Here is a 22462-nt window from a genome sequence, read left to right as displayed (position 1 = left end):
CCGGTGTTGGATTCGGCAGAATCGACCAGGAGAGGCGTCAGAGAGACGTTCTGTATCCGCAGGGAATCTGGGCTGGCGCTGCCAGTCCTGCGATGCAAGCGAGGGGGGTTATATCAATGAATCTACGCCTGAAATTCCTGATCGGCACGGCGCTGACCTGTGCCGCAATGCCTGCCTGTGCGCAGGATGCCGTGCCGTCGCAGCGTGAAGACGGTTCGAACGGCGAGATCGTCGTCAATGGCATCCGCAAGAGTCTTCAGGACGCGATCGAGACCAAGCGGCGCGCCGATTCCATCGTCGACGTGATCAGCGCCGAGGATGTCGGCAAGCTGGCCGACAGCAACGTCGCCGAATCCCTTGCCCGCCTGCCCGGCGTGACCGTCGACCACCAGTTCGGCGAGGGCGAGCAGCTGTCGATCGCGGGCGTGGAGCCGGCGCTGAACCGCTTGACCATCGACGGCCATTCCGTCGCCTCCGCCGATTGGGGCGGCAACCCCTCCGATCGCTCCAGCCGCTCGTTCAACTATTCGCTGCTCTCGCCCACCATCATCAGCCAGGCGGTGGTCTACAAGACCCCCGAGGCGCGGCTTCAGGAAGGCGCGATCGGCGCCAGCGTGGACATCGTCACGCGCAAGCCGCTGGACCTCGATCCGAACACCGTCGCGGTGACGGGCGGCGGCGAGTATAACAGCCGGGCGAAGCGCGGCAGCTTCCGCGGCTCGGCGCTGTACAGCTGGCACAATGCCGACAACACGATCGGTTTCCTGGGCGCGGTCAATTACGACAAGGAGCAGCTCAGCCGGGCGGGTTCCGCAGTCTATTGGTATCGTACCGGTGATGCCCTTCTCGAACGCTATGCGCGCGACGGCTCGGGCAACATCATCTATGGCACGGACGGTCGCGTCCCCGGCGGTCCGACGCTGAACGGCCAGCTGCCGAACGCGGCGATGATCGCCGAGTTCGGCAAGGCGCGGGTGGCGTCGTTCCTCGCCCGCGAATTCTTCCGGCAGGAGCGCGAGCGCATCGGCTTCTCCGGCGCGCTCCAGGTCCGCCCGGCCGACAATCTGACGCTCACCGCGACCGGCCTCGTCATTCGCGGCAATTACGACAATCTGTCGAACTCCGAATATACCTATGGCTATGAAGGGTCGCTCCTGCAGAGCGCGACCTATGCGAACGGGATGGTGACCTCGGCGACTTTCGCCGGCATCACCGGCAATGGTGCCACCGGCCAGCTCGACACCAATTTCCGCCGGACCCGCGTCAAGAACGACTCGATCGCGCTGATGTTCGACTGGAAGCCGGGCGCGTGGGAGATTTCGGGCAATTTCGGCGCAACCCGTGCGTCGGGCGGCAAGGATCCCGAATATCTGCTCGACTTCCGCACGAAACAGGGTTTCACGTCCGGCACCAACGGCAAGAATACCTATGTCAACTGGCAGTTCCCGGCGAGCGACGCGTCGCGCTGGCTGAGCAATTTCACGGCGCTCGGCGGCGAGAACCAGAGCGAGCCCGCGGTGCTCGCGGCCAATGGCGGCCGCCCGTTCTTCGGCCGGCAGATCGGCGGCATCACCTTTGCCGAGAAGACGCGTGACGCGGAGATCTTCGGCCAGGCGGATATTGCGCGCAATGTCAGCCTGGGGCCGATCAACCGCATCCTGTTCGGTGCCCGCTACGTCAGCCACACCAACAGCAGCACCACCCTTGGCGGCGCCGCGTTCACGAACCAGAACTTCACGCTCGCCGATCTGAACCCCTATGTCCTCGATGCCGACCTGTACAACGGCCTGGGCGTGAGCGGGAACGGCACGCCCTATGCCACGCTCGACAGCGACGCGATCCGGCGGACGCTGGAGAAATACGGCACGATCAACGTGAATCGCGGCCTCGCCAAGGACCGGTATTTCCGGGTCAAGGAGAATATCCTCTCCGGCTATGTGCAGGCCAATTTCGAAGCGGGCCGCTTCCGGGGCAATATCGGCGGCCGCTACGTCTTCACGCGCGACCGCTCGCAATTCTACGTCCAGAGCGGCGGCATCTTCGCGCCGACCATCGTCACCACCGACGACAACCGCTTCCTGCCGGCGGCCAACCTGATCTTCCAGGCGGGCGAGAACGTCATGCTCCGCGGATCGGCCGCCAAGGTGATCGCGCGCCCGCGCTATTCGGACCTTGCCGGCTCGCTCTCGCTCGACGACACCACGCGCAGCGGCAGCGGCGGCAATCCGGGCCTGAAGCCCTATGCGGCGACCAATTTCGGCCTCTCGGCGGAATGGTATTTCGCGCGGGCGAGCTATATCTCCGCCGAGATCTTCTATCGCGACGTCTCGAACTATATCGGCAACGAGACGCAGGACGGCGTCCAGATGACGAACACCGTCACCGGCCGGACGCTGACCTACTCGATCTCCCGCCCGGTCAACGGCGGCAAGGCGAAGGTCACCGGCTTCTCGCTGACGGCCAATGCCAATCTGTTCTGGGGCTTCGGCATCCAGTCGAACTATACCTTCACCGATGCGGATACGGGCCTGCCGACCGGCCTTCCGTTCCTCTCGCGCGATGTCTTCACGATCGTGCCCTATTTCGAGAAGGGGCCATTCCAGGCCCGTGTCAGCTACAATCGGCGTTCGAAATATTTCTATCGCTTCGGCCGGCAGCAGTCGCAGGACTATACGGACGGCTATCGCCAGCTCGATGCGTCGGTCTCGGTCAACCTGACGGACAAGCTGCAGGTCAGCGCTTCGGCATCCAACCTGCTCGACGAAACCTATTATCAGTACAGTTCGGATCCGAAGTTCCCGACTGCGGTGTACAAGAATGGTCGCGTATATTCGCTGAGTGCGTCGCTGCGCATGTAGGCACGTTCCGGGCGCGGCGGCATCGTTGCCGCGCCCCGTTACCTGGGTGTTCCCTGATGCCGGTGTCTCTCCAAGTCTGGCATTCAAACCTCGCCGCCCGCGGTACGCTGCGGGCGGCTTTTTGTGCGTCTCGGCATGCTCTGCGAATCCTGGCGCAGCCGCAGGAAAGGATTTTCCCCGATGAATGAACGCCGTCGTGCCGGACTGATCCTGCTCGCGTCGCTGGCGCTCGGCATGCCGGGCGTGGCGGCGGCGGATCCCCTGCCGCTGGTGCCGCTGCCGGCGTCGGTGGTTCCCGCCAAGGGGAGCTTCACCCTGGGTCCGGACGTGCGGATCGGGACGGAACCGGGCGATCGGGGAGCGGCCTCCGCCGCGCGCCTGCTTGCGGCGCAACTGAAGGCCGTCCGCGGGTTTGCGCCGGTCCAGGTCAACGGCAAGGCGGCGGTGCGCTTCGTCCGCGACCGGCGGATACGGGGGAAGGAGGCCTATCGGCTGACCGTGGATGCGAGTGGCGTCACCATTGCCGCGTCCGGCGATGCCGGCCTGGTCTGGGGCGCGATGACCCTGGCGCAGCTTGCGAGCCCGGACGGGCGCTTCGGCCAGCCGGCCACCATCGCCGGGATCGTGATCGAGGACATGCCGCGCTTCGCCTGGCGCGGCCTGATGGTGGACGTCGCCCGCCATTTCCAGCCGATCGAGGAACTCTACATCATCGTCGACCAGATGGCGGCAGTGAAGCTCAACACGCTGCACCTGCACCTGACCGACGACCAGGGCTGGCGCTTCGAAGTGAAGCGCTATCCCAAGCTGGCCGAGATCGGGGGATGGCGGCTGCCGCCTTCCGCCGGCGGTCGGACTGGCGACAAGGTCGGCGGCTTCTACAGCCAGGCGCAACTGAAGGCGCTCGTCGCCTATGCCGCGGAGCGCGGCATCACGATCGTGCCGGAAATCGATCTGCCCGGCCATGCCCAGGCGCTGGTCGCCGCCTATCCCGAATTCGGCGTGTTCGGCGACCGGCCGCCGGTGAGCCATGACTGGGGCGTCAATCCCTATCTGCTCAATCCGGGTCCGGAAGGCGTCGCGTTCGTCAAGACGGTGCTCGACGAGCTCATGGCGGTCTTTCCCGGGACCTATATCCATCTCGGGGGCGACGAGGCCATCAAGGACCAGTGGCAGCGCAGCCCGGCGGTGCAGGCGCAGATCGCGGCGCTGGGCCTGAAGGACGAGAATGCGCTGCAGAGCTGGCTGATCGACCAGTTCGGCGCCTATCTTGCGAGCAAGGGGCGGCGCCTGATCGGCTGGGACGAGATATTGGAGGGCGGCCTTCCGCCTTCCGCCTCGATCATGTCGTGGCGGGGCGAGAAGGGAGCGGTCGAGGCGGCCAATGCCGGTCACGACGTGGTGCTCTCGCCCGCGCCGATACTCTATCTGGACAGTCTGCAGAGCGACCGCGGCGACGAGCCTCCGGGCCGGATCACCATCCAGTCGCTCGAGACGGTCTATGCCTATGAGCCGCTGCCTGCGGGCGTCGCGCCCGACAAGGCGCACCATGTGCTGGGTGCCCAGGGCAATGCATGGAGCGAATATCTGGTGACGCCCTATCAGGTGCAGCACATGCTGTTTCCGCGCGCCGCCGCGATCGCCGAAATGGGCTGGACCCCCAGGCAGCGTCGCGATTTCGCGGACTTCGTGCCGCGGGTCGACGTACAGATGATGCGTTGGCGCCGGGGCGGGGTGGAAGTCGCGGACAGCGGCTTCGCGGTCGGCTTCAAGCTCGACGGCACGCGCGGAGAGGCGCTGCGCAAGGGCAGGGTCAGGCTCTCGCTGGCAAGCCAGATCCGGTACGGCGCGATCCGCTACACCGTCGATGGCAGCGAGCCGCAGGCGTCGTCGCCCGCCTATGCGCAGCCGCTGGACATCGCCTTCGGCACGACGATCCGCGCGGCCGGCTTCCGCGAGGACGGCACGCCGATTGCGGCGCCGCGCCGCTTCGAGGGGACGCGTGCCGCCTTGCTCGCCCGGACCGCGTCCGAAATGGTCGCCTGTCCCAAGGGCGCGCTCGGGCTGCGCGTGCCGCTCGCCTCCGAGGCGACGGCCAACCAGCCGGCATTCAACGTGAACCTGTTCGACACTTGCACGGCCTATCCCGCCGCGCCGCTCGACATCGCGCGCGCCTTCGTCGTCGATGTCGCCCGCCTGCCGCGCCATTACGGCCTGGCCCATGATTTCAAGGCGGTGCGCGCGCACTATAACGTCACGCCTTTCGGGGAGCTCGTGGTGCAGGTGGGATGCACGGACAAGGATGCGAAGCCGGTGGTCGCGGGGACCTTCCCGCTTCCGGATCCCGACAAGGCGCCGCAGCGCTTTACCTTCCGTGGCGCGCTGCCCAAGGGCGCCGGCGATCGCGACATCTGCTTCCAGTTCACTGCGCCGACTTCCGGCCCCTTCTATGCCGTCGAGAAGGTGCAACTGATGGAGCAGGGCGAATGAAGTGGCTTGCCGCGCTCCTGCTCGCGCTGGCCCCGGCGGGAGCGTTCGCCGCGCCGAAGGCGATAACCCGGCTGGACACCGGCTGGCAGGTGCGGATCGCGCCTTCGGACAAGGCGGCCGCCGCGGCGCATCCCCGCGCGGCGCGCTGGATCCCCGCGACGGTGCCCGGCAGCGTGCAGCAGGATCTGATCGCGGCCGGACTGGTGCCCGATCCCTATCGGGGCACCAACGAGGGCGCGATCCAATGGGCCGGCCTGACCGACTGGGAATGGAAGCGGACCATGACGGTGACGCCCGCGATGCTCGCGGCCGACCATCTCGACCTGGTCTTCGACGGTCTCGACACCTTTGCCGAAGTGCGGGTCAACGGCACGCTGCTGCTTGCCGCGGACAATGCCCATCGCCGCTGGCGCGCGGATGCGAAGCCGCTCCTGCGTTCGGGCGTCAACGAGATCACCGTGGTGATCGCCTCGCCGATACGGCGGCTCCAGCCGATGGTGCTGGCCGAGGCGCATCCGCTTCCCGGAGAGTATGACAGCGCGTTCGGGGACGAGCCGAAGGGGCGCCAGACCTCGCCCTATATCCGCAAGCCCAAATATCAATATGGCTGGGACTGGGCCCCGCGCATCGTGACCGCCGGCATCTGGCGGGAAGTGCGGCTCGAGCAATGGGACGCTGCCCGGATCGATCGATTCAGGGTCGAGCAGGAGGCGCTTTCCGATGCCGAGGCGCGCCTGCTGGTGCGGCTGGAGGTGGTTGCGGGAGCCCCTGGTGCGCGGCGGGTGCGGTTGGTGGTGACGACGCCGGCCGGCGAGACCGTGACGGTCGATCGTTCCATCGCCCTGGCGCCGGGAAGGAACCTGGTCTCCGTCCCGGTCGCCCTTGCCGATCCGAAGCGCTGGCAGCCGGTCGGCTATGGCGAGCAGCCGCTCTACCGCGTCGAAGCGGAGCTGGAAGGCGCGGACCGCGCCGCCACCCGCATCGGCCTGCGCACCGTCGAGCTGCTGCGCGAGGGCGGCGCCTTCGGCTTTCGCATCAACGGGATTCCGATCTTCGCCAAGGGCGCCAACCTCATCCCGTTCGACAATTTCCCGGCCCGGGTATCGGCCGGGACGATGCGGTCGATCCTCGTCGATGCGCGGGCGGCCAACATGAACATGATCCGGATCTGGGGCGGCGGCTATTATCTCGACGACGCCTTTTACGACGCGGCGGACGAGCTCGGGATCCTTGTCTGGCAGGACTTCATGTTCGGCGGCGCGGTGACGCCGCCCGACGCCGCCTTTCGGGACAGCGTGGCGAAGGAGGCCGACGAGCAGGTCGCCCGGCTGGCCAATCATGCGTCGATCGTCCTGTGGGCGGGCAACAACGAAGTCCTGTCGGGCTGGGAGAACTGGTCGGACCGCAAGGCTTTCAAGCAGGCCGTGGGCCCGGAAGAGCGCGAGCGGATCGGCGTCGGCATGGCGGTGCTGTTCGACCGGGTGCTGCGCGACGCAGTGACGCGCAACGCGCCGGGGATTCCCTATTGGCCGGGCTCGCCCTCGACCGACTATCGGGGGCCCGTCGACACCGATGCGAGCGGCGACCGGCATTTCTGGGATGTCTGGTCCGGATCCAAGCCCTTCGAGCGCTATCTCGATTCCTGCCCGCGCTTCATGTCGGAATATGGCTTCCAGGCCATGCCCGGGCTCGCGACGATCCGCGAATTTGCCGGGGAAGGGCCGCTGGCGCCCGACAGCCCGGTCCTCAAGGCGCACCAGAAATTCCTGGCGGGGGAGGGCAATGCCCGGCTCCAATTCTATATCGACCAGCGTCTGCGCCCCGCCCGCGACTTCGCCGATTTCGTCTATCTCAGCCAGGTGAACCAGGCCCAGGCGATCGGCATGGCGGCGCTCCATCACCGTGCCTGCCGGCAGGTGACGATGGGATCGCTCTATTGGCAGCTCAACGACAGCTGGCCGGGGATTTCCTGGTCGAGCATCGACCATGCCGGCCGCTGGAAGCTGCTCCATTTCGCCGCGCGGCGCTTCTTCGCGCCCCAGGCGATCGTCGCCGAGCACAAGGACGCGGCGACGCGCGTCACCCTGGTGTCCGATGCGACCGCGCCGATCGCGGCGCGCTGGCGCGTGCGCGCGATGACGATGGACGGGCAGCCGCTCGGGGAGCGGGCCGCCGCGATCGACCTGCCGCCGCTGGCAGCAACCGAAGTCGCACGGATCGACGATGCCGCATTGTTCCGCGACGCGCCGGCCCGCGCCAGCTTCGCGGTGGCCGAGCTGCTGATCGGCGGACAAGTCGTGCATCGCACCATCGTCGAGCGCGCGCCGCCCGGGGAGATGGCCTATCCCGCGCCGGGCCTGCAGGCGCGCTGGAGCGGTGACAGCCTCACGCTGTCGGCCACCGGGCTCGCCCGCGCGGTGATGCTCGACTTCGGTACGATCGCTGCCCAGCCGAGCGACAATGGATTCGACTTGCTTCCAGGCGAGACCGTGACCGTCACCATCGCGTCGCGGGCCGGCCGCGCGGCGCTTGCCCGCGCCCTGACCCTGAGGAGCCTTGCGCGATGATCTGGCTTCTGCTCGCCCAGGCCGCGCCGGTTACGCCCGATCCGGTCGTCGAGGCAGTCGCGGCGATGACGCTGGAGGAGAAGGCGGCGCAGCTCCAGTCGACGGCACCCGCCGCGCCCGAGGCGGGGCTGCCGGCCTATGACTGGTGGAACGAAGGCCTGCATGGCCTCGCGCGCAACGGGCCGGCCACGGTGTTTCCCCAGGCGATCGCGCTGGCGGCGACCTGGGATGCCGATCTGCTGCGCCGGGTGGGCGACGTGGTGTCCACCGAGGCGCGGGCGCGCTTCAATGCGCGGCCGGCCGGCTCCGATCGCCGCATCTATGAAGGGCTGACGATCTGGTCGCCCAATATCAACATCTTCCGCGATCCGCGCTGGGGCAGGGGGCAGGAAACCTATGGCGAGGACCCCTATCTGAGCGGCAGCCTGGCCGTGGGTTTCATCCGCGGCCTGCAGGGCCCCGATCCGCGCGCGCCCAAGGTGATCGCCACGCCCAAGCACCTCGCGGTGCACAGCGGTCCCGAGGCGGGTCGCGACGGCTTCGACGTGGATCCCTCGCCGCGCGATCTCGAGGCGACCTATCTCCCCGCCTTTCGGATGGCGATCACCGAAGGCAAGGCCCGATCGGTGATGTGCGCCTACAACGCCGTGCACGGGGTCCCCGTCTGCGCATTGCCGTCGCTCATGGTGGAACGGGTCCGGCGGGACTGGGGGTTCCAGGGCTTCTCCGTCTCCGATTGCGATGCCGTCGCCAACATCCATCTGTTCCACCATTATCGCCTGGGCGGGGCCGCGGCATCCGCGGCCGCGCTGACGGGCGGGACCGACCTCAATTGCGGCTCCGCCTATGGCGCGTTGCCCACCGCGGTGCGCCAGGGCCTGCTGCGCGAGGCCGAAGTGGATGGCGCCCTCGTCCGGGTTCTGTCGGCGCGGCGCGACCTGGGGATTGCCTTTGGCGCGCACTCGCCCTGGTCCGCCATCCGGCCGGAAGAAGTCGCGACGCCGGGCCACCGCGCGGTCGCGCTCGAAGCGGCGCGCAAGTCGATCGTGCTGCTGCGCAACGAACATGGGCTGCTGCCGCTCGATCCGCGTACCCGATTGGCGGTCATCGGCGCCAATGCCGACGATCTGGGCGTGCTGCAGGGCAATTATCACGGCACCGCCGCAGATCCCGTCACGCCGCTGGCCGGCCTGCGGCAGCGCTTCGCCAGCGTCTCCTATGCGCAGGGCTCGATCCTCGCGGAGGGCGCGCCGGTGGTGATGCCGGGTACCGCGCTGCGGGACCTGCACGCCGAATATCAGGTCGATGGCAAGACGGTCCTGGCACGCACCGAACCCAGGATCGACCTGGACCTCAACCGCGCCGCGCCCGGCCCCGGCGTTCCGGTCACCGGCTGGCGCGGCCGCTGGACCGGGCGCTTCGCGCCGCCGGGCCCCGGCCGCTACCGCCTGGTGCTCGACCAGGCCCAGTGCTGGAAGGACTGCACGCTGCACGACACGGCCACGCTCGCCCTGGGCGGGCGTGTGCTCCATGCGGGAGCGCTGCCCAAGGGGCGCGTGGAGCTGACGATCGACAGCGACGGATCGCCCCAGCCGATCGCGCTCGAACTCGATCATCGCAGCGAGGATGAGAGCATCCGTCTCCTCTGGTTGCCGCCGGCCGAGCCGCTGCTGGCCGAAGCGGTTGGGGCGGCAAGGGCGGCGGAAGTCGCAGTGGTGGTCGTCGGCCTCTCGCCCGATCTCGAAGGCGAGGCGCTGCAGGTCCAGGTGCCGGGCTTTGTCGGCGGCGATCGCACCGACATCGGCTTGCCCCAGCCCCAGGCGCGCCTGGTCGAGGCGATCCGGGCGACCGGCAAGCCGATGGTGCTCGTCCTGGCGAGCGGCAGCGCCGTGTCGGTGGACCCGAGCCAGGCCGATGCGATCCTCGCGCTCTGGTATCCCGGCGAAGCGGGGGGAACGGCGCTGGCCGATACGCTGGCCGGCGCGAACAATCCCAGCGGGCGCCTGCCGGTGACCTTCTATCGTTCGACCGGCGACCTGCCTGCCTTCATCGACTACGGCATGAAGGAGCGTACCTATCGCTATTTCACCGGGCAGCCGCTCTGGGGCTTCGGCCATGGCCTCAGCTACACCCGGTTCCACTATTCCGGGGCCGCGGCGCGGGCCGGCAAGGCCGGCGAGCCCGTGACCGTCACCGTCCGGGTCGCCAATACCGGGAGCCGTCCGGGCGAGGAAGTGGTTCAGGCCTATGTCGTGCCGCCTGCCGAGGACGAAGCGCCGACGATGACCGATCCCGTCCTGCAACGGCAGCTCGCTGGCTTCGCGCGCGTGTCGCTCGCGCCGGGCATGGGGCGGACGGTTTCCCTGGCGATCGATCCGCGCGGCTTGTCGAGCGTCGCGCGCGACGGCACCCGGCGCGTCCTGCCGGGGAAATATCGTGTCTGGATCGGCGGCGGCCAGCCCGGCGACGGACCCGGGCAATGGGTCGAGGCGATCCTTTCGGGCAGTGCACGGGAACTCCCGAAATGATGGACAGGCGCAGCATGCTTGGCGCGGGGTTGGCGTTCGCCGCGCCGCGCCCGTCCTGGGCCATGGCCCCGTCCTTCGCCTCGCAACGCCCTCCCATAAGCGAGCGTCGCTTCACGAGCCCGGCGGTGGAACGCGAGATAGCGCGCGTGTCGTCCCGGATCGGCGATCCCAAGCTCGCCTGGATGTTCGCCAACGCCTGGCCCAATACGCTCGACACGACGGTCATGCGTGCCGGCGAGCAGGACAGCTTCGTGGTGACCGGGGACATCCCCTGCCTTTGGCTGCGCGACTCCTCGGCGCAGATGAAGCCCTATCTCCACCTGGCCAGGGAGGATGCCAGGCTCGCCATGCTCCTGCGCGGCCTGATCGCGCGGCATGCGCGGTCGGTGCTGATCGATCCCTATGCCAATGCGTTCATGGAGGATCCGCTGGCGCGGACCAGCCTTTCCTGGGCCGTCGACGACGATACCGAGATGAAGCCGGGCGTCGCGGAGCGGAAATGGGAAGTGGATTCGCTCTGCTACGTCATCCGGCTGGGCCATCAATATTGGCGCGCGACCGGAGATACGCGCCCCTTCGATGCGACCTGGGCCCAGGCGATGCGGGCGATCGTGCGCACCTTTCGCGAGCAGCAACGCAAGTCGAATCCGGGCCCCTATCGCTTTCGCCGCCAGGCGCCGCAGCCGACCGAGACCTTGCTGTGGGGCACCGGCAATCCCACGCGGCCGATCGGGCTGATCCACTCCGGCTTCCGTCCGTCGGACGATGCCTGCCTCTATCCCTTCCTGATCCCGTCCAACCTGTTCGCAGTTGCCGCGCTGCGCGAACTGGCGGAGCTATGTTCCGAAGCGCGCCCCGATCCTGCGCTCGCGGCCGAAGCCCTGGCGCTTGCCGTGGAAGTGTCCGCCGCCTTGCGCGCGCATGGCACCATGCGCCTGCCCGACGGCCGGCGCGTCTGGGCCTATGAAGTCGATGGCTATGGCAATGCGGTCTTCATGGACGATGCCAATGTCCCGTCGCTTTCGGGCCTGGCCTATCTGGGCTGCGCGAAGCCGAACGACGCATTGTGGCGCAGGACGGCGGATGCGGCATGGAGCGCGGCCAATCCCTGGTTCTTCAAGGGGCGCGCCGCCGAAGGCATTGGCGGGCCGCATGTCGGAAGCGGCCAGGTCTGGCCGATGTCGCTGATCGTCCGCGCGCTGAGCGCGAGGGATGACGCGACGATCCGGCGATGCCTGAAGACGCTTCGCGACACGGATGCGGATACCGGCTTCGTGCACGAAGCCTTCGACAAGGACGATCCCTCGATCTTCACGCGCAAATGGTTCGCCTGGGCCAACGGCCTTTTCGGCGAGCTGATCGTTCATCTGGCGGATGTGCGCCCGCAGATATTGAAGGAACCGCTATGAACCTGTCGCGCCGCCAGCTTTTCGCCGGCACTGCCCTGGGGACCGTTGCCGCGGCCTTGCCGCCCGCCCCGGCGATCGCGCCGGCAACGCCCAACCTCTTCATCGGCACCGGCGGCGATGGCCATACCTATCCCGGCGCCACGCTGCCGTTCGGCATGGTTCAGCTTTCGCCGGACACCGATGTCGAGCGTTGGGATACCTGCTCGGGCTATCATCGCAGCGACACCTCGATCATGGGCTTCAGCCACACGCATTTGTCGGGCACCGGCATCGGCGACATGCTCGACGTGCTCGTGGTGCCGACCCGGGGGCCGCTGCATCTGTTGCCGGGCCCGCTCGCCGATCCGGATGCCGGCTATCGCCAGCGCTTCTCCGCCGAGCATGCCGAGCCGGGCTATTACCGGGTGACGCTCGAGAGCGGCGTGCAGGCGGAGCTCACCGTCACCGAGCGCACCGGCTGGCATCGCCACAGCTTCCCCAAGGGCCCCGGCCATATCCTGATCGACCTGTCGCATATGATTCGCGACAAGTCGGACCAGGGGTGGCTCGTCGACGACGCGCATCTCGCCCTCGATGCCGACGGCACGCTTACCGGCGGCCGCCGCGTGTTCCGCTGGGCCAAGGGGCGGCGGATCTTCTTCGCCATGCAATTCTCCCGCAAGCCCGATCGCATCGCATTCTATGGCGACGAGGATGCCGAGCAGCCGGCCGGCGCCGAGCGTGTCGCCGGCAAGCGCGTCAAGGCGGCGCTGTTCTATGACGATGCCGGCGCGGCGCCGATCCTGATCCGCTGCGGGATCTCGGCGGTGGACGTCGCCGGGGCCCGGGCGAACCTGGCGCCGCACGCGACGCACTGGAATTTCGATCGGGTGCGGAACGCGGCGGCGGCGCGGTGGAATGCGGCTCTGGGCGGGATCGCGGTCGAGGGCGGCACGCCGGACCAGCGCGTGGTCATGGCTTCCGCCTTCTATCACGCGCTGCTGGCGCCCACGCTGCTTTCCGACGTCGATGGCCGCTATCCGGGGCTCGACGGGAAGATCCAGCAAGTGCCGGCCGATGCCGCTGCCTATAGCAGCTATTCGCTCTGGGACGTCTATCGCGCGCAGCTGCCGCTGCTCACGCTTGTCGCGCCGGAGCGGAGCAAGCACTTCGTCGACGATCTAATCCGCCAGACGGCGCAGTCGCCCTTCGGCCCGCTCGTCTGGCCGCTCCAGGGCAAGGAGACCGGCACCATGATCGGCTGGCACGGCGTGGTGCCTCTCGCCGAGGCACAGGCCAAGGGCATTTCCGCCGATTATGCCGCGGCATGGCCGGCGATCCGGCGTCGCAGCTTCGACTTCTCCGCGCCCGACAAGGACAACAGCCTCGGCCGCGACCTGTACGATGCCAAGGGATATGTGCCGGCGGACAAGGTCTTCGAGAGCGTGAGCCGGACCCAGGAATATGCCTATGACGATTGGGCGTCCTCGCATCTCGCGCGCGCGGTGGGGGCGGGGGAGGATGCGGAGCGGCTGCGCAGACGCTCCGGGAACTGGCGCAACGTGATCGACGGCAAGATCGGCTTCGCTCGTCCGCGGTTCGACGATGGCAGCTGGTGGCAGCCCTATGATCCGATCCAGCTCGGGCACATGCCCAAGCCCTGGTGGCGCGACTATACCGAGGCGAATGGCTGGCAGGCGACGTTCCTCAACCAGCACGACGTCTATGGGCTGATCGCGCACATGGGGGGCGATGCCGCCTTCGAAGCGAAGCTCGATGCGCTGTTCGACGCACCGTCGACCCTGCCGGCGAATGCGCCGCCCGACATTGCGGGGCTGGTGGGGCAATACGCCCATGGCAACGAGCCGGACCAGCATGCGCCCTATCTCTATGCGTTCACGGGCGCGCCCTGGAAGACGCAGGCAATGGTTCGCCGGCTTTGCACCGAAATGTACCAGAACGCGCCGAAGGGCATTATCGGCAATGACGATTGCGGCCAGATGAGCGCCTGGTTCATATTCTCGGCGCTGGGATTCTATCCCGTGGACCCTGTCGAGGCGGTCTATGTCTTCGGCTCGCCACTCTTCGCGCGCGCCAGCATCGCCCTGGCCCAGGGCCGCACGCTCACCATCGAGGCGCCCGGCAACTCGGCGGCGACGCCCTATGTGCACGCCGTCAGCTGGAACGGCCGTCCCTGGTCGAAGAGCTGGATTTCGCATGCCGATCTCGTCCGGGGCGGAACGCTGCGCTTCACGATGAGCGCGAAGCCCAATCCCGCGTTCGGGCGCGCGCCAAAGGATCGCCCGCCGTCCGGCGGCAAGTTCCCGGCATGAGCCCGGATGCCGGCTTGGTCGCGCACTCGCATGCGCCATTCTCGAAAGGGCCCTGACAGATGACCGACCTCACCCGCCGCGGTCTTGCGGGCATGGGATTGCTGATGGCGGCGGTGCCGGTCGGGGCGCGGGGCCGGGTCGCACCGCCCGCGCCCTGGGGCGCGACGCCGTCGCCGCGACAGCTCGCCTGGCACGCCCATGAGATGTTCGGATTCGTCCATTTCTCGATCAACACCTTCACCGACAAGGAATGGGGCTATGGCGACGAGAGCCCGCGCCTGTTCGATCCGTCGGGCTTCGATCCGGATCAGATCGCCGCGGCGGCGAAGGCGGCGGGGATGCGCGGCCTGATCCTGACGGCGAAGCACCATGACGGCTTCTGCCTGTGGCCGACGATGCTGACCGAGCATTGCATCCGCAACGCGCCGTACAAGGGCGGCAGGGGCGATATCGTCGGCGAGCTTGCAGGCGCGGTTCGGCGGGCAGGGCTGAAATTCGGCATCTATCTCTCGCCATGGGACCGGAACCATGCCGAATATGGCCGTCCGGCCTATATCGACTATTTCCGCAAGCAGGTGGTCGAGCTGTGCACGCGCTATGGCGAGCTCTTCGAATTCTGGTTCGACGGGGCGAATGGCGGGGACGGCTATTATGGCGGCGCGCGCGAGGCCCGGAAGATCGATGCGCCCGCCTATTACAACTGGCTCTCGATCGTCGCGCTGGTGCACCGGTATCAGCCCATGGCCTGCACCTTCGATCCCCTGGGCGCGGATGTGCGCTGGGTGGGCAATGAGAAGGGAGTCGCCGGCGATCCGTGCTGGCCGACCATGCCCGATCATCCCTATGTGCAGTCGGAGGGGAATTCCGGCGTCCGGGGCGCGCCGCTCTGGTGGCCGGCGGAGACCGATGTCTCGATACGGCCGGGCTGGTTCTATCATGCGGACGAGGATGGCAAGGTCAAGGATCCGGAGCGACTGATCCGCCTCTATGACGAGTCCGTCGGCCGCGGGACCAACCTCAACCTCAACATCCCGCCCGACCGGAGCGGACGGATCCCCGCCGCCGACCTGGCGTCGCTGCGCGCCTTTGGTAACGCCATGCGCGCCACCTTCGCACGCGATTTGGCCAAGGGGGCGGTCGCGCATGCCAGCGACGAGCGGGGTGCGGCCTTCGGCGCCGGCAAGGTGCTCGATGGCGATCGGAACAGCTATTGGTCGACGCCGGACGCGGTGCGGACTCCGGTCCTCACGCTGGATCTCGCGCCCGGCACCGTGTTCGACCTCATCCGGCTGCGCGAATATCTGCCGCTCGGCGTCCGCGTGACCAGCTTCGCGGTCGATGCCGAGATCGGGGGGCGCTGGCAGACGCTGGCGAGCCACAGTTGCATCGGAGCGCAGCGCCTGATCCGGCTTTCCGAACCGATCGCGGCGCGCCGCATCCGGCTGCGCATCCTCGATGCCCCGGTCTGTCCGGCGATCAGCGAAGTCGCGCTCTTCCGCCAGGTCGCGCCCGCACGGCTCGCGGCCATCGCGCCGAGCGATCCGTCGATCCTGTCGCGCGCGCGCTGGACGATCGTCCGGGCAAGCGCCGGCGGCGATCCCCGGCGCCTGCTGGACGACGATGCGAGCTCGCTCTGGACGGTTCCCGCGCCGACGCCGGGCCGCCCGGCCGAAATCGTCATCGATCTGGGCGCGGTGCAGCCGCTTGCCGGGTTCACGCTGACGCCCGCCCGCGAGCCGAGTGCCGATGCCGCGCCGCCCCGGGGCTATCGGGTCGATACCAGTCTCGATGGTCGAACCTGGGAGGCGGGAGGCGAGGGTGAATTCTCCAACATCGCCTATGCGCTGGCAACCCAGCGGATCGCGCTTTCGAGCGGCAGGCCCGCGCGCTTCCTTCGTCTCGTCTTCGAGGCGGTGGCGGTGCCGGCCCGCGAACTGGCGATCGCGGATATCGGAGCGTTCGGCAGGCGATGATGGTCGCGTTGGCGGGTGCGCCCCCTCGGCGTCGGGGCCGTCCATGAATATGCTGCTGGAAATCTGCGTCGACGATGTGTCCGGCATCGATGCCGCGGTGGCCGGCGGGGCCGATCGCCTCGAACTCTGCGCGAGCCTCGAACTGGGTGGCCTGACGCCGTCCGCGGCGCTCGTCGAGCGGGCGGTCGCGACGGGGTGCCCCGTGCACATGATGATCCGGCCGGTCAGTGGGGATTTCGTGCTCGATGGCGCGGCGATCGCATTGATGCGGGAGGAGATCCGCCTGGGCGCGTGGTGCGGCATCGCCGGGGTGGTCCTCGGCGCTACGCGGCCGCAGGGCGGGCTCGACTATGATGCGCTGGCACGCTTTCGCGAAGCCGCGCGCGATGTCCGGATCGTGCTGCACCGCGCGATCGATCTCGTCGCGGACCCGGTCGAGGCCGTGCGGCGCGTCGCCGCACTCGGCTACGACAAGATCCTGAGCTCAGGTGGCGCGCCCCGGGCGATCGACGGTGCAGCGACGCTTGCCGCGATGGTCGAGGCGGCCGGAGAGCATCTATCCATCATCGCCGGATCCGGGATCACTTCGGACAATGTCGCCTGGTTGCTCGAGCATACGGGCGTCCGGGAAGTCCATGCATCGGCGAGTTGCCCCGGGCCGGCGCCGCATCCCGATGCCCTGGGCTTCGGCTTCGCGCGCGGACCGCGGAACCGGACCGACGCCGGACGGGTACGCGCGCTGCGCGAGGCGATCGCGCAGTGGAAACGCAGCAGGCGAACCGCGGAGCTTGACGGCCTGCGCTAGGACGCGTCCCCGAAGATCGCGGTGCGACGGTCTCGCGCCGGTCACTCTCGGGCATTGGCGATGCGGGATCGGCGGATCGGGGAAGATGTCGTTGCGGTCGTCACGGCTATCGCGGGTTCGTCGGTCGACAGCGGTGCGCCCTGGCCGTCGATGAGAAATGGCCAGATTGCGAAGAAGAAGGCTTCGGGATCGACCAGTTGCTCGGGCGTTGCGACGCCGGATCGCTTGATCGTTCTCCCGACGATCATGTCCGCCACGATCACCGCCGGCAGCGCCGTCAGGAAGCCCGTTCCGCCGGGGATGACGCCGTTCAATGCCGCGCCGACGACCATCTGCCTTCGTCCCTGCCAGCCTTCCGCCACCGCGCTGAGAGGTGGAAGCCATTTCTTGCCTCGAACGACATCCGCGATGCCATGGTAGATATAGGACGTCGCATCCCTCGGCCGGAAGCGGCCGCCCTGTTCGTCCAGCGCGGCGGCAAGCCGGGCGGCGGCTTCGTCGATGGTCAGGCCCCTGGTGCGGATGCCGCGAGCGGCCCTTGCCAGCGCGGCGTTCACATAGCCCGAGAAATCCATGACATTGAGGCATTCCTGCAGCGATGGATATTTTCGCGGCAGCGTGATCGCCTCCGGATGGCCGACGAGACGCGTGGAGACGCGGCCAATTCCCGGATAGTTCACCTCGACCCGTTCGAGCGGTCGGGCGCTGACGATTCCGCCATTGCGCCAGACCGGGATCGGCATGCTGATCTGTTCGACCCAGTGCCGCAGCGCCGCGGTCACGCCATTGCCCGGACTTTCCTTCTCGTCGCCACGGCTGCCCCAGATGGTGATCAGGCGGTCGACCCGATCGAGCTGGGAAGTTGCGTGCACGGCCAGCAGGTTGGCGATGCCGGGGCTGGCGCCGCAGCCGATGATGGCAGTGATGCCGGCCGCGCTGGCCGCTGCGTCGAGCGCCAGCATGTCGAGCGTGGGCAGGGGATCGTCGGTCACGTCGACGAAGTGGCAACCGGCCGCGATGACCTGGCGGAGCAGCGGCACCGCGAAGCGACTCGCCGGGCCGACGGTCGATACCACGATGTCGTGCTGGCGCAGTATCGCGCCCAGCGCGGCCGCATCCTCGATGTCGACCTTCATGCTGCGCGCACCGCACAGCGAGGCCGCCCGCGCGGCCGCGTCTTCCGACAGGTCCGCGATGGTGACGTCGGAGAAGCTGTGGAAGAGCCTCACGGCCCTGGCGAAGGCCCGGCCGACTTCGCCGGCACCCAGAACAAGCAGTCGCAATTTCGCCCCCTATCGTCAGGACATGAAGAATGTCGCGCCCGCTGCACATGGTGGTTCCGTCGAGCGGGCCGATGCCGTTGTCATGGTCGGGTCGGCACCGCCGCCGGCAGGACTTCCCCAGCCTCGAGGGCGGCCACTTCCCGAGGATCGGGCTGCCGGACGAGCCGGCCGAATTTGGGAGCGAGCCAGCGCTCCAGCCGGTCGATCGTCTCGTATACGACCGGCACCAGCACCAGCGACAGCGCGGTGGAGGTGATCAGCCCGCCGATCACGGCGACCGCCATGGGCTGGCGGAACTCCGATCCCTCGCCAAGGCCCAGGGCCGTCGGCACCATTCCCGCCGCCATCGCCACGGTCGTCATCACGATCGGCCGGGCGCGCTCGTGGCAGGCCTCGACCAGCGCGGCCCGGCGCGGCACGCCGTCCCGTTCGCGCTCGATCGCATATTCCACCAGCAGGATGGAGTTCTTCGCGGCCAGGCCGAGCAGCATCAGGAACCCGATCATCGCCGGCAGCGACAGCGCGAACCCGCCCAGCAACAGGCCCGCGAACGCGCCGCCGACCGCGAGCGGCAATGCGGTGAGGATCGTGACCGGCTTGAAGAAGGAGCGGAACAGCAGGACCAGCACCGCGAAGATCATGCCGACGCCGGCGATCATGGCGCCGATGAAACCGCCGAACAGTTCGGCCATCGCCTCGCTGTCGCCATAGAGCTGCTGCCGCACGCCGGCGGGCAATGCCTTCATGCCTGGCAGCGCTGCCACCGCATCGGTCGCCTGGCCGAGGGTCAGGCCGGAGAAATCCGCCTGGATCGTTGCCCGGCGTTCGCGGTCGATGCGTTCGATGCGGCCGGGGCCGGCCTCGAAGCCGATATCGGCAACCGCGTCCAGCCGGGTCGTGCCGCCGCCTGCGACCGGCACGCGCAGTCCGGCGATCGTCTCGAGATCCAGGCGCGCGGCGGCCGGCAGCAGCGCCCGGGCGGGCAGGTTGCGTCCATCGATCGGCAGCTTGGCCAGATTGGCGTCGATATCGCCGATCGTCGCGACCCGCGCGGTGTCGGCGATGGCCTCGGCAGTAACGCCCAGACGCGCCGCTTCGGCAAGGCGCGGCCGGATCACCAGTTCGGCGGAGGAAGGCGGCTCGGCGGCGCGCACGTTGCGCAGCCCGGCGATTCCCTGCATCTCGTGCCGGATGCGCCGGGCGGCTGCCTCCAATGCCTGCGGATCGCTGCCGACCAGAATGACTTCGAGATCGGCGCCGGTGCCGCTCTGGCCCCCCGGCGTGATGCGAACGTCGCGAATGGCGCGTAGCGCGGGAGCCATCCGGCGCTTGAAGCCAGCCGCGGTGCCGGCGCGATCCTCCCTGAAGACGACGGTCAGCGAACCATTGTGCATCGCCTCGCCGCCGAAGCGGGTGAAGACGGATGCGACGTCCGGATGCCCCTTCAGGATCCGCGTCGCCTCGGCGCTGGCCCGGTCGAGGTCCGCGCGAGTGGATCCCGGTGCCGCCGCCATGTTGAAGACCATGGTCTTCGGATTGCTCTCGGGGATGAAAGCCGTCGGCAGCAGCGAAGCCAGCCCGAGCGAGCCGGCAAAGAACAGGAAGGCGAGCAGGATCGACAGGCCGGGATGATCGAGCGCCCAATCGAGGATGCGGCGATACCAGCCGGGCATCGGCTTGCGCGCGTGCGGCGTTCGCGCCGGCACCAGCAGATAGGCGCACATCAGCGGCGTCAGCAAGCGGGCGACCAGCAGCGAGAAAAGCACCGCGACGGCGACCGTGATGCCGAACTCGCGGAAATACTGGCCGACGATGCCGCCCATCAGCGAGACCGGCAGGAAGACCACGACGATCGCGAAGGTGGTGGCAATGACGGCAAGGCCGATCTGGTCCGCCCCGATCATCGATGCGCGATAGGGGCTCTCGCCGCCTTCGATCCGCTTCTCGATATTCTCGATCTCGACGATGGCGTCGTCGACGAGGATGCCGATCACCAGCGTCAGCGCCAGCAGCGAGACCAGGTTGAGCGTGAACCCCAGTGCGAGCATGATCGCGAAGGTGGGAAGGAGCGAGATCGGCATGGCCACCGCCGCGATCAGCGTCGAACGCCAGGTGCGCAGGAACAGCCAGACGACGAGCGCCGCCAATGCCATCCCTTCGACCAGCACTTCGATCGTCGCGGAGAATTCGGCGCGCGTCTCGTCCGCGCTGGAGACGATCCGCGTGAAGCGGACGCCGCCGCTCTCGCGCGCCAGCCGCTCGATCGCGACATTTGCCGCATCCTCGACACGGATGTCGCTCGCGGGCTTGGTCTTCATGATCTCGAAACCGATGACCGGACGCCCGTCGAGCCGCGCGAAGGATCGGGGTTCGATGCCGCCGTCGCCCACTTCGGCCACGGCGGACAGCGGCACGCTGCGCCCGCCGTCGAGCGGCAGCTCGACTGCGCGGAGGGCTTCGGCGCTGCGCGGCGATGCGAGGACGCGCACCGCCTGCTCGCTCTTGCCGAGTTCCACCCTGCCGCCGGCATTGTCGCCCAGCGCGGTGCGTAGCGCCTGGCTGACCTGCGAGGCGGTGAGTCCATAGGCGGCCAGGCGGTCGGGCAGCAGCGAGACGACGATCTCGCGATTGGCACCGCCCAGCCGGCGGATCGACGAGACGCCGGGAACCGCCTGGAGCGTCTTGGCGACACGGTCGTCGATGTACCAGGAGAGGTCGACGTCGGACATCGGAGCGGCGACCGCATAGGTCAGCACCGGAACGGCATCGATATCGACCCGCTCGACCACCGGGGGATCGATGCCGCGCGGCAGGTCCGCCCGGATGCGGTCGATCGCGGTGCGGACTTCGTCGATCGCCTTTTGCTGGTTCTCGCCGATGCTGAACTCGACCAGAGTGGCCGAATGGCCATTGGTGACGGCGGAGAAGACGTGCTTCACCCCCGGAATGCCCGCAACCGCATTCTCGACCGCGCGGGCGACCTGGGTTTCCAGCTCCGCCGGGGCCGCCCCGCTCTGCGTCACGTTGACGGCGACGATCGGAAAGGAGGTGTCGGGCAATTGCTTGACCGGCAGCGCGAGATACGCCCAGATGCCGGCCAGGGTGAGAAGGGCGAAGAGGACGCAGACCGGAATCGGGTTGCGGATCGACCAGGCCGAAATGGCGACGCTCACGGTTGGCCTTCCACCGGCTTGACGATCTGCCCGGGGACGACCAGGGCGCCTCCACCCAGCAGGACCGGCGTGCCGGACGGCGGCCCGTCCAGCAGCTCCACCATTCCGCCGCCCCGCGCGCCCGTGCGCACCGGCACGCGCGCGACACGGCCCGCCTTGTCCACCGTCATCACCGACGGCCCACCCTCATAGGAGAGTGCCCGTAGCGGGACCGAGCGGACCGACCGCGCTTCGCCCGCAACCGAAGCGGTGGCGAAGCCGCCCAGGCGAAGCCCGGGATGGAAGGGGAGGAGGATGCGGACCCGGCCGAGACGGGTGGCGGGATCCACCCGCTCGCCCAGCCGCCGGACGGTGCCGGTCAGTCGCCTGCCGGATGCCAGGGTAACGGTGGCGGTCGCGCCGGGTGCGAGCCTGGACAGGAGGTGTTCGGGTGCTTCGGCGTCGAGTTCGAACAGGCCGTCGCGGGCGATGCGGAAGGGCGGCTCGGTGCCCGTCCCGGCGACGTCGCCGGGGCGCAGGGAACGCTGGACGATGACCCCCGATACGGGGCTGCGCAGCGTCAGCCGGCCGCGGCGGACGACGATCTCGCGCAGGGCGGCCTGCGCCGACTGCAATTGCGCCTGTGCGGCGCGCGCTTCGAAGCCGCGCTGCACGATCGTCTCGTCGGCGATCACGCCGCGTCCGGTGAGATCCGCAACGCGAAGATGCTCGGATCGTGCGCGTTCCGCCGCGACCTGCGCGCTGGTGCGTTGCGCTCTGAGGCGCGCCTCCTCGCTGGCGAGCAACGCGCCGTCGAGCAGCGCCACCGGCTGGCCGCGACGCACCTGATCGCCTTCATCGGCCAGCACGCGCAGCACCCGATAGCCCGACAGTTCGGGCAATATCGCAGCTTCCTCGCGCGCGACGATGGTTCCCGAAACATCGACACCCGCGCTGATCGGCCGAAGCGCCACGCGGAAGACCCCGACGGTCGGCGGCGCTTCCGCCTCGTCGGCGCGAGGCGCTTCCTTTGCACAAGCGGAGAGCGTCAGTGCGATGGCGGTGACGAACAGGGGCCGTTTCAT

Annotated in this window: 11 protein-coding genes; 8 read left to right on the top strand and 3 right to left on the bottom strand. The window is 68.5% G+C overall.

Annotation, left to right across the window (positions count from 1 at the left end; all coding sequences use genetic code 11):
* The first annotated feature begins 116 nt into the window (after positions 1–116).
* From FHR20_RS09415 to FHR20_RS09380, 8 genes are all read left to right on the top strand, one after another.
* Positions 117–2858 (top strand): TonB-dependent receptor, encoded by a 2742-nt coding sequence (locus tag FHR20_RS09415; protein WP_167299252.1) that lies wholly within the window; start codon positions 117–119, stop codon positions 2856–2858.
* A 180-nt stretch (positions 2859–3038) separates the two neighbouring features.
* A complete protein-coding gene (locus tag FHR20_RS09410) occupies positions 3039–5348 on the top strand; it encodes a beta-N-acetylhexosaminidase (protein WP_167299251.1) in 2310 nt (769 codons plus the stop codon).
* Positions 5345–7915 carry a beta-mannosidase gene (locus tag FHR20_RS09405; RefSeq protein WP_167299250.1) on the top strand — a complete coding sequence of 857 codons (2571 nt, stop codon included), beginning with the start codon at positions 5345–5347 and terminating at the stop codon, positions 7913–7915. The genes FHR20_RS09410 and FHR20_RS09405 overlap by 4 nt, the downstream gene beginning before the upstream one ends.
* Positions 7912–10443, top strand: a complete 2532-nt coding sequence (locus FHR20_RS09400) for a glycoside hydrolase family 3 C-terminal domain-containing protein (protein WP_167299249.1) — start codon at positions 7912–7914, stop codon at positions 10441–10443. Before FHR20_RS09405 ends, FHR20_RS09400 begins: the two co-directional genes overlap by 4 nt.
* On the top strand, positions 10440–11852 hold the full coding sequence (locus FHR20_RS09395) for a glycoside hydrolase family 125 protein (protein WP_167299248.1): 1413 nt from the start codon (positions 10440–10442) through the stop codon (positions 11850–11852). The genes FHR20_RS09400 and FHR20_RS09395 overlap by 4 nt, the downstream gene beginning before the upstream one ends.
* Positions 11849–14164: a GH92 family glycosyl hydrolase gene (locus tag FHR20_RS09390; protein ID WP_167299247.1), complete on the top strand. Its 2316-nt coding sequence runs from the start codon at positions 11849–11851 to the stop codon at positions 14162–14164. The genes FHR20_RS09395 and FHR20_RS09390 overlap by 4 nt, the downstream gene beginning before the upstream one ends.
* A gap of 59 nt (positions 14165–14223) precedes the next feature.
* Complete coding sequence (locus FHR20_RS09385; protein WP_167299246.1) at positions 14224–16137, top strand: alpha-L-fucosidase; 1914 nt, start codon at positions 14224–14226, stop codon at positions 16135–16137.
* A gap of 43 nt (positions 16138–16180) precedes the next feature.
* Positions 16181–16942, top strand: a complete 762-nt coding sequence (locus FHR20_RS09380) for a copper homeostasis protein CutC (protein ID WP_167299245.1) — start codon at positions 16181–16183, stop codon at positions 16940–16942.
* Between the two features lie 41 nt (positions 16943–16983).
* On the opposite strand, the gene FHR20_RS09375 is transcribed toward FHR20_RS09380, so the two are convergent.
* From FHR20_RS09375 to FHR20_RS09365, 3 genes are all read right to left on the bottom strand, one after another.
* Entirely contained in the window at positions 16984–18225 is a 1242-nt protein-coding gene (locus FHR20_RS09375; protein WP_167299244.1) for a saccharopine dehydrogenase family protein, read from the bottom strand.
* A gap of 80 nt (positions 18226–18305) precedes the next feature.
* Positions 18306–21398 carry an efflux RND transporter permease subunit gene (locus tag FHR20_RS09370; RefSeq protein ID WP_167299243.1) on the bottom strand — a complete coding sequence of 1031 codons (3093 nt, stop codon included), beginning with the start codon at positions 21396–21398 and terminating at the stop codon, positions 18306–18308.
* Positions 21395–22462, bottom strand: coding sequence for an efflux RND transporter periplasmic adaptor subunit (locus tag FHR20_RS09365; RefSeq protein WP_167299242.1), 1068 nt, complete (start codon positions 22460–22462; stop codon positions 21395–21397). Before FHR20_RS09365 ends, FHR20_RS09370 begins: the two co-directional genes overlap by 4 nt.

Origin of the sequence: Sphingomonas leidyi, from assembly GCF_011761945.1 — a bacterium.
GTDB lineage: Bacteria > Pseudomonadota > Alphaproteobacteria > Sphingomonadales > Sphingomonadaceae > Sphingomonas > Sphingomonas leidyi.
The sequence above is the reverse complement of the archived record's forward strand: the minus strand, read 5'-3'. Positions and strand labels throughout refer to the sequence as shown.